Source organism: Sphingobacterium alkalisoli (assembly GCF_005049105.1).
GTDB lineage: Bacteria > Bacteroidota > Bacteroidia > Sphingobacteriales > Sphingobacteriaceae > Sphingobacterium > Sphingobacterium alkalisoli.
Genome location: NZ_SUKA01000007.1, coordinates 201533 through 216155, shown reverse-complemented (window position 1 = coordinate 216155; position 14623 = coordinate 201533). Strand labels below are relative to the sequence as shown.

10 protein-coding genes are annotated in these 14623 nt (G+C 41.1%); 9 read left to right on the top strand and 1 reads right to left on the bottom strand.

Annotated elements, in window-relative coordinates:
- Nucleotides 1-115 precede the first annotated feature (115 nt).
- Nucleotides 116-682 carry a DNA-3-methyladenine glycosylase I gene (locus FAZ19_RS19945; RefSeq protein ID WP_136822527.1) on the top strand — a complete coding sequence of 189 codons (567 nt, stop codon included), beginning with the start codon at nt 116-118 and terminating at the stop codon, nt 680-682.
- On the opposite strand, the gene FAZ19_RS19940 is transcribed toward FAZ19_RS19945, so the two are convergent.
- The gene (locus FAZ19_RS19940) at nt 679-1632 is read right to left on the bottom strand and encodes a lipid A deacylase LpxR family protein (RefSeq protein WP_136822526.1); all 954 of its coding nucleotides are present in this window, start codon (nt 1630-1632) and stop codon (nt 679-681) included. The genes FAZ19_RS19945 and FAZ19_RS19940 overlap by 4 nt on opposite strands.
- A 264-nt stretch (nt 1633-1896) precedes the next feature.
- Here FAZ19_RS19940 and FAZ19_RS19935 point away from each other — a divergent pair, with 264 nt between their 5' ends.
- The 8 genes from FAZ19_RS19935 to FAZ19_RS19900 all read left to right on the top strand — a co-directional run bounded on the left by FAZ19_RS19935 (nt 1897) and on the right by FAZ19_RS19900 (nt 14614).
- Nucleotides 1897-3159 (top strand): glycoside hydrolase family 88 protein, encoded by a 1263-nt coding sequence (locus FAZ19_RS19935; RefSeq protein WP_136822525.1) that lies wholly within the window; start codon nt 1897-1899, stop codon nt 3157-3159.
- A 125-nt stretch (nt 3160-3284) separates the two neighbouring features.
- Complete coding sequence (locus tag FAZ19_RS19930) at nt 3285-3863, top strand: RNA polymerase sigma factor (protein WP_136822524.1); 579 nt, start codon at nt 3285-3287, stop codon at nt 3861-3863.
- 87 nt (nt 3864-3950) lie between these two features.
- Nucleotides 3951-5126, top strand: coding sequence for a FecR family protein (locus tag FAZ19_RS19925; RefSeq protein WP_136822523.1), 1176 nt, complete (start codon nt 3951-3953; stop codon nt 5124-5126).
- A 265-nt stretch (nt 5127-5391) separates the two neighbouring features.
- Nucleotides 5392-8796, top strand: coding sequence for a TonB-dependent receptor (locus FAZ19_RS19920; protein ID WP_211245541.1), 3405 nt, complete (start codon nt 5392-5394; stop codon nt 8794-8796).
- Nucleotides 8797-8808: 12 nt separating this feature from the next.
- Entirely contained in the window at nt 8809-10272 is a 1464-nt protein-coding gene (locus FAZ19_RS19915) for a RagB/SusD family nutrient uptake outer membrane protein (protein WP_136822521.1), read from the top strand.
- Between the two features lie 132 nt (nt 10273-10404).
- Nucleotides 10405-11865 carry a BNR-4 repeat-containing protein gene (locus FAZ19_RS19910; protein ID WP_136822520.1) on the top strand — a complete coding sequence of 487 codons (1461 nt, stop codon included), beginning with the start codon at nt 10405-10407 and terminating at the stop codon, nt 11863-11865.
- The gene (locus FAZ19_RS19905; RefSeq protein WP_229707651.1) at nt 11862-13397 is read left to right on the top strand and encodes a PQQ-dependent sugar dehydrogenase; all 1536 of its coding nucleotides are present in this window, start codon (nt 11862-11864) and stop codon (nt 13395-13397) included. The genes FAZ19_RS19910 and FAZ19_RS19905 overlap by 4 nt, the downstream gene beginning before the upstream one ends.
- Nucleotides 13397-14614 carry an Nramp family divalent metal transporter gene (locus tag FAZ19_RS19900; RefSeq protein ID WP_136822519.1) on the top strand — a complete coding sequence of 406 codons (1218 nt, stop codon included), beginning with the start codon at nt 13397-13399 and terminating at the stop codon, nt 14612-14614. The genes FAZ19_RS19905 and FAZ19_RS19900 overlap by 1 nt, the downstream gene beginning before the upstream one ends.
- Nucleotides 14615-14623: the final 9 nt, after the last annotated feature.

Here is a 14623-nt window from a genome sequence, read left to right as displayed (position 1 = left end):
ACAGAAAGAACTATTTTACACGTTATTGATTAGATAAAGTAGAGATCCTCTTATTCGTACTGAATAAGGAATTTGAATTCCAATTATTAAGTAGACAAATAAAATACCTTAAAAAATGAGTTATTGCGAATACATACCCTCCATGGCTGAACCCCGGAAAAGTCTCCACAAAGCTTACCATGATAATCATTATGGATATCCTATCCATGACGACAATGAGCTGTTCGGCCGTTTGATTATGGAAATCAACCAAGCGGGTTTAAGCTGGGAAACTATTCTTAAAAAAGAAGCTAGTTTTCGAAAAGCTTATGATAATTTTAACATCGCAACAATAGCGGCGTACACCGAACAGGATCGAGAACGCTTATTGAATGATCCTGGAATAATTCGGAACCGGTTGAAAGTAAATGCAGCGATAGAAAATGCTAAAACGATCCTTCAATTACAACAGGAATACGGAAGTTTTGAAAAATGGCTGGAACATCATCACCCTAAAATCAAAGAGGAGTGGGTAAAGCTCTTTAAGAAGACATTCAAATTTACTGGCGGGGAAATCGTTAATGAATTTTTGATGAGTATCGGTTATCTCCGTGGAGCGCATTCTGAGAGTTGCCCTGTACATCAAGCAATCTTAAAAGTAAAACCGATGTGGTTAACGGTGAAGGAGCCTAACAATATTTAATTGAAGCGGTAAAAAATGGCTATGCTGCCGTATTGGTGTGGCCTAGCATTGCTTTTAATTTCTCGGCCACGAAAGGTTAAACTATAATCGAGTGTAAAACGAGCAGTAGAATAATTAACGCCTATTTTTTGTTCAAATACAAATGGTCTAACGGAAAATGTTACCGGACTGTTATTTGTGAATAGACTACCCTGTATGGTGGCGTCGTATGCTATATAATTAAATTGAGGTCTTGCGTAGAAATACAGTTCCCGCTCGTGCAATTTCTTCGTTTTGCTGTTTTGACTGATGGCGGCATTGTGATAGGAGGAGTTAAATAACTGGTTGATATGTCCTGTTCTAAAGAGGAGACCAAGGCCTGCTCCATTGAACACAGTTCCTAATTGGGTATAACTTTCTAATGAAAAATCGACTGACTTGGCGCTGTTGCGACCTAATAATGCCGTATATTGTATATCTAAATTTGCGGCTGCTTCGTTCTGAATCTGATAGTCCCATCCACTTGTTTCGTATAACCCTACGGTGGTGTGTATTAGATTTTGTGTTCCACTTGCCAGGGAATTTGGGCCAGAGGTTCCCAAGGCCAGTCCTACCTTCCATACCTGTTCCTTTTGATAGAAAAGATTTACCTGCGCTTTTCCATACAGATACCCCGCAAACGGCCGATCGTGCGTTCTCGGGTCAGGACCATATCCAGATAACGGTGTGTACATCTTCTGTCCTATAGATAGTTCGTAGGTTAATTTTTCGAGATTTCCGTTTAATTTACGCTGATCAATGGCCCGCCTGTAATAAATGAATAAACCATTGGTATAATAACGGTCTTGTCCGTACCACAGGTAGGCGTCATTATCACTTACCACACCAGATTCATTATTGTATTCTTGTGAAATAGCACCAAAGTAGGTTGTGAAAAGGGAGAGGATAGCTAAAAGGACCTTATTATACATCACTTCGTTAATACTTGCTGCGTTCTATGTTATATAAAATCTTGTCTAAAATCGGTCTTCTTTTGCTTATAGCTTAAATAAACAAGTGTAATGTACAAATAATTGCGCTTTCAATTGTATGATTAATTATTTTTTTACGATAACATTAGAAATAAAATTCCCAGGAGATAAAAAATAATTTTTCCATGGGACTTTTTGGGACTTCCGGGTCATGTTATATAGGGCGGTCTGATAAAGGGCTGCATGATACGATAAACCAACTTTATGAAAGTGTATTTTTACTGGTTGACATGTGTTTTTATGGTAGTGGTACTACCGGGATGTCAAGATCAAAAGAAATCCGATCCTATAATTGCCGAGAGTTTTGAGGCTGCAGCACCGCTTTACGACAGCTTGTTGCAGATAACGGGAAACAATTTAGCGGATTATCCACATTCACTCAATCCTGATGGCTCGTTAAAATTCTTGCAGATAGACGAATGGACAGGTGGTTTTTGGCCGGGAATCCTGTGGTATATGTATGAATATACGAAGGATAGCAAATGGAAAGAGGAGGCACGTAAATGGACAGAATCATTAGAATCTAACCAATACAATACTGCACATCACGATATCGGTTTCATGATGTATTGCAGTTACGGCAATGCATTGCGATTCGAAGATAATGCCCAATACCGCGATATTCTAATACAATCTGCCCGTTCACTTTGTGAACGCTATTCGGGTACGGTAAAGTCTATTCAGTCATGGAATAAGCGAAAGTCCAAAGGTGATGTAAATGTATGGGAATATCCTGTTATCATGGATAATATGATGAATCTAGAACTTTTGTTTTATGCAGCGAAGGTAACAAAGGATTCCAGCTTTCGGCATATTGCTATTAATCATGCACTACAAACAATGAAAAATCATGTACGAGCAGATTACAGTTCGTATCACGTAGTTAATTATGATCCCAACACAGGAACGGTGTTAAACCGACAAACCTTACAAGGTTTTTCCGATCAATCGACTTGGGCACGTGGACAGGCTTGGGGAATATACGGTTTTACGATGACGTACCGCGAAACTGGAGATCTACGTTTTCTAAAAACAGCTGAAGGAATGGCTGATTTCTTCTTAGATCATGCTAGACTACCGTCAGATAAAATACCCTATTGGGATTTCGATGCGGGGCAGGAAGGGTATACACCTGATTGGGATTTTGATCCAGAGCGATTTACGGAGATACCCCGAGATGCGTCGGCAGCCGCGATCACGGCATCTGCACTATTAGAATTGTCTACGCTGACAACTGATGAACATAGAGTGATGAAATATAAGCAGGGCGCTACAGCTATTTTGGAGACATTAGCATCCGACACCTATCTCAATACACAGGGGGATAATCCTTATTTTTTGTTGAAGCACAGCACGGGGAATTTACCCAGCAATAATGAGATCGATGTGCCATTGATTTATGCAGATTATTATTATTTGGAAGCGCTACTGCGCTATCGCAAACAACTAAATAAGGAGAAGACGTAAATGGGGGATTGGTTCTTTTAAAAATATAAACTACTATTGGTGCATACCGACTGTGGTTTTTTGTCGTATCTGATTATCTTTAGTTTTAAAATCGATCATATAAAGTATATACAAATCTAAAGCGCATGTCTGAGTCTGTAAATGAAAAAGTAATGGAAAGTGATCTGCTCAATCGGATGGCAGCTGGCGATAGTCTTGCTTTCGATGCGATTTATACTAGATACTGGGAGCATGCTTTTTCTGCAGCATATAAACGTCTGAAAGATTTAGAACTTGCCCGGGATATTGTACAGGATATTTTTCTGCAATTGTGGTTGCGCCGGGAGGAACTAATCATAGACAACCTTGGGGCTTATCTTTATATCGCAGTTCGGAACAGGGTCTTCAAGTGCATGGACAGAGCTCAACGATTCACACCGCTGCCTGAACTGTTTGATCAACTTTTTGCTGCACGTGACCAGTCGGATGCAGAGATTATCAGAAAGGAGTTTTTACTTTATTATGAGGCTCTTGTTGCTACCTTGAGCCCGTCACAGCAGGAAATATTTCGCATGCGTTATCATGATGACCTCTCTACTTTAGAGATTGCCGACCGTTTAAGTATTACCCGCAAAACGGTGCAAAATCAATTAGGAAAGAGTGTGGCGCAACTTCGTCAATCGCTAGGTATGCTTATCCTTATCTATTTACTAAAATACTGGTAAAAAAATAGTTGCTCTGTGGGACTTTTTTGTCTTTCAGGGTCTTATTAATATATGGGGCTGTATAGCACCTAACAATTAACCCAAAATATGGATAAAAAAGATTTTTTGATATTGCTTCGTAAGTACCAGAAAGGAAAGGCTTCGAAAGAAGAAGTAGACTTTTTAATAGCCTACTATCAACTGTTTGAGCTACAGGATGATGTTTTAGCGGAGATGAAGGAGCAAGAAAAAATAGTCCTGGGTATGGAAATCAAAAGGAAAGTGGATGAGATGCTCGGGGCAGAGGAGGAAGCTCTTGATACGAAACCTAAATCATTATGGTTTCGATCACCTTTGGTAGGGCTGGTAGCCGCAACATTGCTTTGTGTAGCTCTTTTTGCATACTGGCGCTATACGCCTGAAGGAAAGGGACAGGTTCAGGTAGCGGAGCAGGATACAGCGATCATTCGCCCCGGTAAAGACGACGCGGTACTGACATTGGCTGATGGCACACAACTTATTCTTAATAACGAAGCGGATGGTGTTATTTCACAACAGTCGGGAGTGACGATAGAAAAGACGGCAGACGGAGAGTTGGTTTATCATATGAAAACACAGGGTGAGGTTTTGGAAAATACGATTCAAACTCCCCGAGGGGGGCAGTATCGCCTTGTTTTATCTGACGGAACGAAAGTTTGGTTAAATGCGGCTTCCTCGATTCGTTTTCCTACTGCATTCGTTGCAAATGAACGGCGGGTAGATATTAGTGGCGAAGTTTATTTTGAAGTAAAAAGAGAGCATGGTAGACCCTTTAAAGTATTTTCAGAAAATCAAATGATTGAAGTACTAGGTACGCATTTCAACGTTAATACTTACAGAGAAGAGACTTCGAATAAAACGACGTTATTGGAAGGTAGTATCAAAATTACCAAGCTTGATAAGGACAGAAATCCTATTCCTCATATTTCGAAACTGTTACAACCTGGTCAGCAGGCGCTGATTTCTCCGGTAAACAACCATATTGTAATAGAGAGTGCCCAAAATGAAGATGCTGTAGCTTGGAAGGACGGTTATTTTAAATTCAATCGAGACGATCTCCAGACAATTATGAGGCAAGTGGCAAGATGGTACGATGTAGAGGTGGAATACCAAGGTGAGCTGAGCCGGGACCAATTTGTCGGTGAAATAAAAAGAGGAGAAAATATCGAAGAGGTATTACGGATACTTAAACTTAACCGTATTAATGTGACCATAGTGGGTCGAAAAGTTATAATTTACAACTAACCAGCGTGAAACTAAAAAATGAAAGCCATGAAAACATAACTGAAAAAACACTTCGTAATGGGAAACAAGTAAAAATAACCAACCGTGCTGGTAACACGGCTGGCTTTATGCTCCAGTAATATGGAACTGCTTGGATTAATCCCATTAATTTTTGATTGCACATTTATTAATCCATTAACCCAAACATGACAAACTTATGAATTTTAATGTTTATGGTAAAATTCGGATGTACTCCGAATGTACTTATTTCAAACAGATCCTTGTTATGAAACTCATTATATTGCTGATTATAGCAAGTTGTTTTCAAGTGAGTGCGCACAGTTTTTCGCAAACGATAACCTTGAAAACTAAAAATATGCCATTAGACAAGGCATTGATGGCAATAGGGAAACAAAGTAATCACTTTTTTTTCTACAAATATAACGAACTTAAAGATGCTGCTCCTGTGACTTTACAGTTGCGTAACGCTACATTAGAAGAAGCTCTTAAAGAAAGCTTGAAGGGTCAGGGATTTTCTTATACCATCGATAACCGGACAATTATCGTGAATAAAGTAAGTCATGGCAAAGAAGTCGTTCAGGCATTGCAGCCTGCTGAAATTAAGGGGAAAGTTGTGGATGAACAAGGAAACCCTCTTCAGGGAGCTTCTGTTAAGATAAAGGGGTCGAGTGTCGGGGGGGTGAGCGATGCCAATGGTATGTTTGTCTTAGTTACTGACCTAGAAAAACCGGTACTGCTGGTTAGTTACACAGGGTATCAGAGCAAGGAGATAACTGTTGTAGATCGAAGTAACGTGCGGGTTCTATTGCAGCAATTGAATCAAGACTTAAATGAAGTCGTGATCGTGGGATACGGTTCGCAACAACGTAAAGATATCACAGGCTCCATTAGTTCAATGAGCAGTGAAAAGATAAAAAATCAGGTAGTTGTTTCACTAGACAATGCGATGGCTGGCCAAATGGCCGGGGTACAAGTAAGCCAAGCCACGGGCGCGCCAGGGGGAGGTTCTTCCGTGCGTATTCGGGGGGCAGGCTCATTAAGCGCTGGTAATGATCCACTTTATGTGATTGATGGTTTTCCGGTAACTAACGATTACAATCAAAACAATAATCCACTAAATACAATTAATCCTGCAGATATTGAAAATATCCAAGTATTAAAAGATGCTTCTGCAACAGCCATCTACGGTTCTCGCGGATCTAATGGTGTAGTGATCATTACCACCAAATCAGGCAAGAATGGTGTGTCGCGCATGGACTTATCTATAAACAGTGGCGTACAGGAAGTAGAAAAATATCTCGAATTGTTGAATGCCCGGGAGTATGCATTATATATCAATGAAGCCCGTAATAATGCGTGGATCAATTCGGGCGCAGGAAGATCTGCTTCTGATCCGAATAGTGTTCGCACCAACAACGTGATGTACCAACTACCGGAGATGACGAGCAACCCAGATGCACTGGGGGAAGGGACGGATTGGCAACGTGAGATTTTTAGATCAGCTATGATGCATAACTATCAGCTGAATTTTTCAGGCGGTAACGAAAAGACAAAGTATTTCTTGTCTGCGGGCTACTTAGATCAGGATGGTATTATTTTGAATTCCGATCTCAAACGCTACTCATTCCGCATAAATGTTGAATCTAATGTACATAAAAGGGTGAAAGTAGGCGCTAACCTAACTCCTTCATATACTTTTAACAACCTCGTAAATGCTGAAGGAAACTGGCAAGGTGGTGGTATTGTGCAATCAGCAATCACTGCTGCGCCATTCTTAACCCCATACGATGCGCAGGGCAACTATACAAAAATAACGGGACTGGGTATTGGAACGAGTGAAGTTGACAACCCGGTTAAATTGGCTGAAGAGTCTTATTTTAAACAGGGCACACTTCGTTTGCTTGGAACTGCATTTGCGGAGGTAAGCTTGTTGGATGGTTTGACATTCAAAACGCTGGCTGGTACGGATATTCGAAACTTTAGAGAGCATATTTTTAGCCCATCGATTGTCAATCCGAATAGTGTAAACGCAACTAAAGTACCTACCGCTACGGCTGTTTCTTCCGAAAGCAAGAACTGGCTAGCAGAGTTTACCTTGAATTACAAGAAGAAATTTGATCAGCATGCTATCGATGCATTGGTGGGATATACAGCGCAGAAAGAGTATGTCGACTTCAGCAGTATGGCAGGGACTAACTTTGCGAATGATAATATAAAAACTATAAATGCTGCGGGATTAATTACGAACGCAACGACTACACAGGAGGAATGGGCGCTTCTTTCTTACTTAGCACGTATTAATTATAGCTTTGCAGATCGTTACTTACTTACAGCTACTTTCCGTAGGGATGGTTCTTCTCGGTTTGGAGCCGATAATAAATGGGGTTTTTTTCCTTCGGTATCGCTCGGTTGGCGCTTATCAGAGGAGGCTTTTCTTAAGGAGGTTTCTTGGTTAAGTGACTTGCGGTTGCGGGCTAGTTATGGAGCAACCGGAAATAATTTTATAAGTAACTATGGCCATATTGGTCTTACCGGTATTGAAAACTATATTTTTGGAGGAAACGGAGGTGCGCTCGTCAACGGTACGCGAATATCTAACATCCCGAACAGCATGCTAGGTTGGGAGAAAAATAATCAGCTGGACTTAGGATTGGAGGTTAGTGTTTTAAAGAATCGGTTTGCACTTACGGTAGACTATTATAACAAAAAGACGTCTGATCTATTGCTTAATGTACCTGTCCCTACTTTAACAGGATATAGTACTGCTTTGCAGAATATCGGAAAGATTCAAAATAAAGGATGGGAGTTTACGGTGACCAGCCGCAATCTAGTAAGCGCTTTCAAATGGACAACAGATTTTAACTTATCGACCAATCAGATTGCCGTATTGGAGCTAGGTTCTGATGGATCGCCGATCATCTCTAGACAATCAACTTCTGCCAATGCGCCGACACATATTACGCAGATTGATGCTGAGCCGGGTAGTTTTTACGGGTATAAGGTAATTGGTGTGTATCAAGATGCTGCAGATATTGCCAACAGTCCTATCATCGTTAATGAATCGAAACCGGGACAACTCAAGTTTGAAGATGTGGATGGTGATGGCCGTATTACAAGTGCAGACAGAACGATTTTGGGAAGTCCTTTCCCTGATTTTACATATGGTATAACAAACACATTCCAGTTCAAGAATATAGACTTCTCTTTTACACTACAAGGTGTTAAGGGTTTTGAGGTACTGAATATGGCTCGGCGCTATTATGGCAACTATGCAGGGTCTTACAATGTATTGAAAAGTGCTTCACAAGGATGGCAGTCGCCAGAGAACCCGGGTGACGGAAAATCACCCATGGTTAATCGCAACTTCGGTGCTTTTCCAGGTAGTAATCTAGTCAATAACGTGACATCAGCATTTGTGGAGGATGGCTCGTACCTACGACTTCGAAATATTACACTAGGTTATACAGTTCCTACATCTATTGTACAAATAGCAGGCGTTGCACACGCGAGATTGAATTTTACGGTGCAAAACGCCTATACCTGGACCAACTACGAAGGTTATAATCCTGAAGTAAGTATACAAGGGGGGAGTACATTAGTTCCAGGAGTGGACGCAGGAGGTTATCCGTTGGCCCGCACGTTTATGTTTGGTTTGAATATTGGCTTCTAAATGATGAATAACATGAAAACTATCAAAAATATAGTAATTATGGGGTTGCTCTCCATATTGTCGTTGAGCGGTTGTAAGAAGTTCTTGGATCTTGCACCTATATCGCAGACGAACGGAAATAACTTTTACCAAACAGCGGAAGACATGAAAAATGCGCTTAATGCTGTATATGGTGCTTTACAATATCCGGGAATGTACTATTCTTCCATGCATATCATTGGCGACTTACGATCTGATAATACATGGATACCTAATCCTAATGCAGGAGCCAACCTACAGGAAGTGGACGAATTTAAGAACAATGCCTTCAATTCCATAAGTAGTACGACGTGGAGTGCCCATTACCAAGGCATACAGGCTGCGAATATCGTTATTGATAAGATCGATGCGGTTAATATGGATGAAGATTTAAAGAATCAATATCGAGGGGAAGCTAAATTCTTACGTGCATTGATGTACTTCAACATGGTTCGCATTTTCGGTGACGTACCTTTAGTACTTGAAGTAATCAACAATCCGCAAGAAGGCTATGCGTACGGGAGAACTCCCGCAGAAGAAGTATATGCTCAAATTGTCTCAGACTTAAGTGATGCAGAGGGAGCGTTGTTATATGAATACGGAAATGCAGACATCGGGAGAGCTACGAAAGGTGCAGCCATGTCGTTACTTGGGAAGGTATACCTAACACAGAAAAAATGGGCTCTCGCGGTCCAAAAATTGAAGGAGGTTATTGATCAGACAACCTTGAATAAGTATCAATTGCTACCGAGCTATGCCAGTGTTTTCGGTATCGCGAACGAGAACAGTAAAGAATCGATCTTTGAGGTACAATTTAAAAAGGGATCCTCGGGCGAGGGCAGTCCATTTACGAATCAATTTGCACCTATTGGGTCAGGAACTGCCGTGACGTCTTTAGGGAATCCATTGGGGCAGAATATTCCTACAGATAATATGAATGCGGCCTATGAAGTAGACGATGTACGAAAAGATTTATCTATGCGGACGAGCTACGTGGTTAATGGAAATACCGTGATGCACAATTACGTTGCTAAATATTTAGGGGTACCAGCGGCTAATTTGGATAGTGATAATAATTGGATTGTATTACGTTTTGCTGATGTGTTACTGATGTATGCAGAGGCTTTAAATGAGCAGGGATATGTAGCAGACGGTCCTGCGTTTGCTTATTTGAATCAGATACGTAATCGCGCAAATTTATTAAGCAAGACAAGTAATCACGTTACACCAGCACTTCGGATAGCAGATCAGGGCGCTTTTCGATTGGCAATAGAACATGAAAGACGTGTAGAACTCGCTTTCGAAGGACATCGCTGGTTCGATCTAGTGCGTACTGATAGGGCGATGGCGGTGTTGGAATCAATAGGTATGCAAGCTCACCATGTTCTGTTTCCGATACCCAACAGTCAGATTGAAATTAATCCTGGAGTGATGACACAAAATCAAGATTACGATTAACGGATATTCTTTCTTGGAGGTTGCATTACCTCGTTATTTAACAATACCTATTGTTAGTAGACAATGATGGGTAAATCACTTTTGCTCCTTTATTCTGGCGCTGTACTCGATATAAATGAATAATATATACGGATGAAAAAAATATTGGTTTTACTTTTGTTGTCGCTGGGACTTGGAAATAGCGAACTTAGGGCCCAAACTGTACTTACCCTCAATGAGAAAGACGACGGCTATCGCGGTATTTGGTACAGCGATCAGCCGTCGGGCGATGAATATCATTTCAAATATAGTGGTGGCTTGGGGACCTATCCAGCTAATCATTATCCATTTTCTATTTATGTAAAAGAGGTCAACAAAACTTTTTTCTGCTATGGTGCGACAGATAAAGAACAAAAGACCTTGCTTCATGCTGTTTCTTATTTTGATCATAAAACGAAGATGGTTCCCCAGCCTACCATTTTGCTCGATAAGAAAACTGATAATGCCCACGATAACCCGGTTATGAATATTGATAGCGAGGGATATATTTGGATTTTTTCTACGTCGCATGGCACCAATGCACCGTCGTACATCCATAAAAGCGTGAGGCCATACGATATTTCTGATTTTGAGCAGATTTATGCAACCAAAATCCAAGACGGTAAATCGGTACCATTAGATAATTTCTCTTATCTGCAAACCTGGTATAAAAAAGGGGAGGGTTTTCTCAATCTCTTTACACATTATGACCGAAAGGTAATACCTGGGCAACCAAAGAAACCTCGGCGAACAATAAGTTTTATGTACAGCGCCGATGGCGAAAGTTATGGAACATGGAACGATCTGGCCATAATCGAAGAAGGACATTACCAAACGAGTGGAAGTTTCGATGATAGTATCATCGGTACGTCTTTTAATTTTCATCCGTTCAAAGTGGGTGAGAATGGGTTAAATTATAGAAGTAACCTTTACTATTTGGAAACGCGGGATTTTGGAAAGACTTGGCAAACCGTTTCTGGTCAAGTGGTGGATCTTCCACTTCGGGAAATCGATAATCCTGCACTGGTGAAGGAGTATGCATCCTTTAAAAAAAACGTTTACATCAATGACTTAACTTATGACAAAAAGGGAAATCCTGTTATTTTGTATGTAAATTCTGATGGTTATCAATCGGGTCCGGAAAATGGTCTGCGCCAATGGAATACGGCAAGATACAATGGGTCAGAATGGGTAATCTACCCCGTTACGTCTTCGGATAACAATTACGACATGGGTTCTTTGTATATCGATGAAGATGGAGTATGGCGTATTATTGGTCCTACGACTCAAGGTCCACAAGCTTACAATACAGGAGGTGAGATGGTATTATGGACAAGCAAAGATCAGGGGATGACCTGGAAAAGTAGGCAACTTACATTTAACAGTTTATATAATCACTCGTATGCGCGGAGACCTATGCATGTACACCCCGATTTCTTTGCCTTTTGGGCAGATGGGCATGGACGCCAGAAATCTTCTTCTCGCCTGTATTTCGCGAACCGTAAAGGGGATGTATTTATGTTGCCTCCAATTATGAAAAGGCCATTTGAAAAGCCCATACCCGTAAAGAAATGATGAAGCATTGTATTGGATTCTTCTGCTGGATTCTTCTGTTCATTTTTACTTCTTGCAGTAGTCATGATCGTGTGGATCTTCCGATCATAGACTATATAAAACTGGACAGTACCAATTTAAAAGTGGAGGTATTATCTTCAGAAATGGACGTTCCATGGAACATGCTATTTGGATCGGATGGTTTCCTTTGGGTTACAGAACAGGGAGGGACCATAAAAAAGATCGATCCGAATACGGGGAAGTCGAAAGTCCTGTTGCAGATTGCGGACGTGTACCGCTATCGTACCTTAGGCTTACTAAGTATGGTACTTCATCCAGATCTAGAAAACAATCCCTATGCATATGTGCATTATACAAAAAAAGAGCAAGATTCTATTTTTTCTCTTTTGGTACGTTATGAGATCGGACTGGACACCCTGATTAAGCCGGAAGTTTTGTTAAGGATTCCAGGTAATACGGGGCATAATGGATCACGTTTGCTGATCTCTCGCGATCACAAGATGCTGTGGGCTACAGGGGATGCGCACCACGGGGAGTGGGCACAGGACACGACACGGCTTAATGGAAAAGTTCTTCGGCTTAATCTGGACGGCTCGATTCCTGATGATAATCCTTTTGTCGACAGTTACGTATGGTCATATGGTTTCAGGAATATACAAGGAATGACCTTTTCGGATAGTGGTATGCTATATACATCGGAGCATGGTGATGCCATCGAAGATGAGATAAATCTCATCAGGAAAGGTGAAAATTATGGCTGGCCCGTTATAGAGGGATTTCATGATACAGAACAGGAGCGTTCTTATGCAACACAGCACCATACGTCGGAACCTTTGCATTCATGGACACCTGTCATTGCTCCTGCAGGATTGTCATTTTACACAGGGACCAAGATTCCAGAATGGAAAAACAGTTTGTTACTTGCTACGCTCAAAACACAGTCATTACGGGTAATGAAATTAAGTGCTGGTGGGCAGCAAATTGTAGATGAGCAGATCCTTTTCGAAAGTCGATACGGCAGATTACGCGCGATTGCTGTTTCCCCACACGGAGATCTGTTTTTGGCGACCAGTAACCGCGATTGGAATCCATCCAAAGGTTTTCCACGGGAAGGAGATGATCGTATTCTTAAAATAAGTAGTACGACAGAGGTGCATGGGATACCCATACGTCCTGTCACGGTGAATAAAGAAAGTGGTCACATAAATAGGGGGAAGGATGGGAAGCAATTATTTACTTTGTATTGTGCTTCTTGCCATAAAGAGGATGGAAGCGGCGTTGTCGGAATATTTCCACCATTAGTGGGGGCTTCGCAGGTGTCGGATAGTAAAAGCCGTTTACTGGATATTTTGATGAACGGCCTCTCGGGCAAGATAACGGTGAAGGGGCAAGTATACGATCAGCAAATGCCTGCTTTTTCTTTTTTGAAGGACGAGGAAATTCAACAAATTGTTAATTATATCCGCAAGGAATTTGGGAATAACACCGATTCTATTTCTTTATCTGAAGTGAAAGCTAAACGAAATAAATAATGAAAAATAAGGGAAATAAGTTTACGCTCTCTACGTGGATGAAAAGCTTGATACCAGGAATAATTATCGCTGCAGTTGTATTTGGACCAAGTAAGATGACGATCACCTCAAAGTTGGGGGCTACATATGGATACAGCTTAGTGTGGATTGTTCCGATAGCAATTTTTTTTATGGCCATATTTACAGGTATGGGAAGTCGTATCGGAATGCACAATGTGCAATCGCTGATACAGCTGATTCGCAACAAATTTGGACGTTGGGCGGTATTATGCGTAGGGATAGGTATATTTTCGGTTGCCGCTTCTTTTCAGGCCGGAAATGCAATCGGTGTAGGTATTTCACTCGCTGAGCCTACAAAAACTTCGCCCCAACTTTGGATTATAGCATTTACGATAATGGGGATATCACTACTTTTCTTTAGCTCTTTTTATCGTGTGTTGGAGAGGTTGATGCTATTTTTGGTTCTCCTGATGTTTTTATCTTTCACCATCACACTTATTCTTGCGAAGCCTAATTTGGAGCTCCTCGCTGCAGGTGCTATCCCCTCACTACCCGAGGGCTCAGAAGGATTGATCATTGCCTTCATGGCATCGTGTTTTTCTATTGTCGGGGCCTTTTATCAGTCTTATCTCGTACAGGAAAGAAAAAAGACACGAGCAACAGGAGCTTATCAAGATAAAAGCTTAATAGGTATTATCATGTTGGGTGTTATGAGTATGATCGTTATGATTTGTTCGGCCTCTATTCTGCATCCGAAGCAAATTCAATTGATAAGTGCTATGGATATGGCGAATGTCCTTCAGCCTCTGTTTGGTGGATATGCCTCCGGCGTGTTCCTGACTGGACTGTTTGCGGCATCTTTTTCGTCTTTGGTTGGGAATGCAACGGTTGGTGGGTCGTTACTTGCCGACGCGCTAGGATTTAAACAGGGAATGGATACGTTGGGAAGCCGTATATGTATCGCTTTAGTGATGTTGATAGGGGCTAGTGTAGCGATTCTATTTGGAGGATTACCACTTCAGCTCATTGTTCTGGCGCAAAGTATCACGATTTTTTTGGTGCCTTTTATTGGATATATGATGTTTAGCGTTGCAAACGATAGTTCAATTATGAAGGATAATAGGAATTCCCAATTTCAAAAGATAAGCGGTTTTGTCGGCTTACTTTGTTTGACTGGTTTAGCAGTCTATAATTTTTACAATATGTTTATTAAATAAAAATTTTAA

Excerpts from the sequence above, each read along its gene's own strand:
- FAZ19_RS19945 (WP_136822527.1), top strand. The coding sequence starts at position 116 with ATGAGTTATTGCGAATACATACCCTCCATGGCTGAACCCCGGAAAAGT.
- FAZ19_RS19940 (WP_136822526.1), bottom strand. The coding sequence starts at position 1,632 with ATGTATAATAAGGTCCTTTTAGCTATCCTCTCCCTTTTCACAACCTAC.
- FAZ19_RS19935 (WP_136822525.1), top strand. The coding sequence starts at position 1,897 with ATGAAAGTGTATTTTTACTGGTTGACATGTGTTTTTATGGTAGTGGTA.
- FAZ19_RS19930 (WP_136822524.1), top strand. The coding sequence starts at position 3,285 with ATGTCTGAGTCTGTAAATGAAAAAGTAATGGAAAGTGATCTGCTCAAT.
- FAZ19_RS19925 (WP_136822523.1), top strand. The coding sequence starts at position 3,951 with ATGGATAAAAAAGATTTTTTGATATTGCTTCGTAAGTACCAGAAAGGA.
- FAZ19_RS19920 (WP_211245541.1), top strand. The coding sequence starts at position 5,392 with ATGAAACTCATTATATTGCTGATTATAGCAAGTTGTTTTCAAGTGAGT.
- FAZ19_RS19915 (WP_136822521.1), top strand. The coding sequence starts at position 8,809 with ATGAAAACTATCAAAAATATAGTAATTATGGGGTTGCTCTCCATATTG.
- FAZ19_RS19910 (WP_136822520.1), top strand. The coding sequence starts at position 10,405 with ATGAAAAAAATATTGGTTTTACTTTTGTTGTCGCTGGGACTTGGAAAT.
- FAZ19_RS19905 (WP_229707651.1), top strand. The coding sequence starts at position 11,862 with ATGATGAAGCATTGTATTGGATTCTTCTGCTGGATTCTTCTGTTCATT.
- FAZ19_RS19900 (WP_136822519.1), top strand. The coding sequence starts at position 13,397 with ATGAAAAATAAGGGAAATAAGTTTACGCTCTCTACGTGGATGAAAAGC.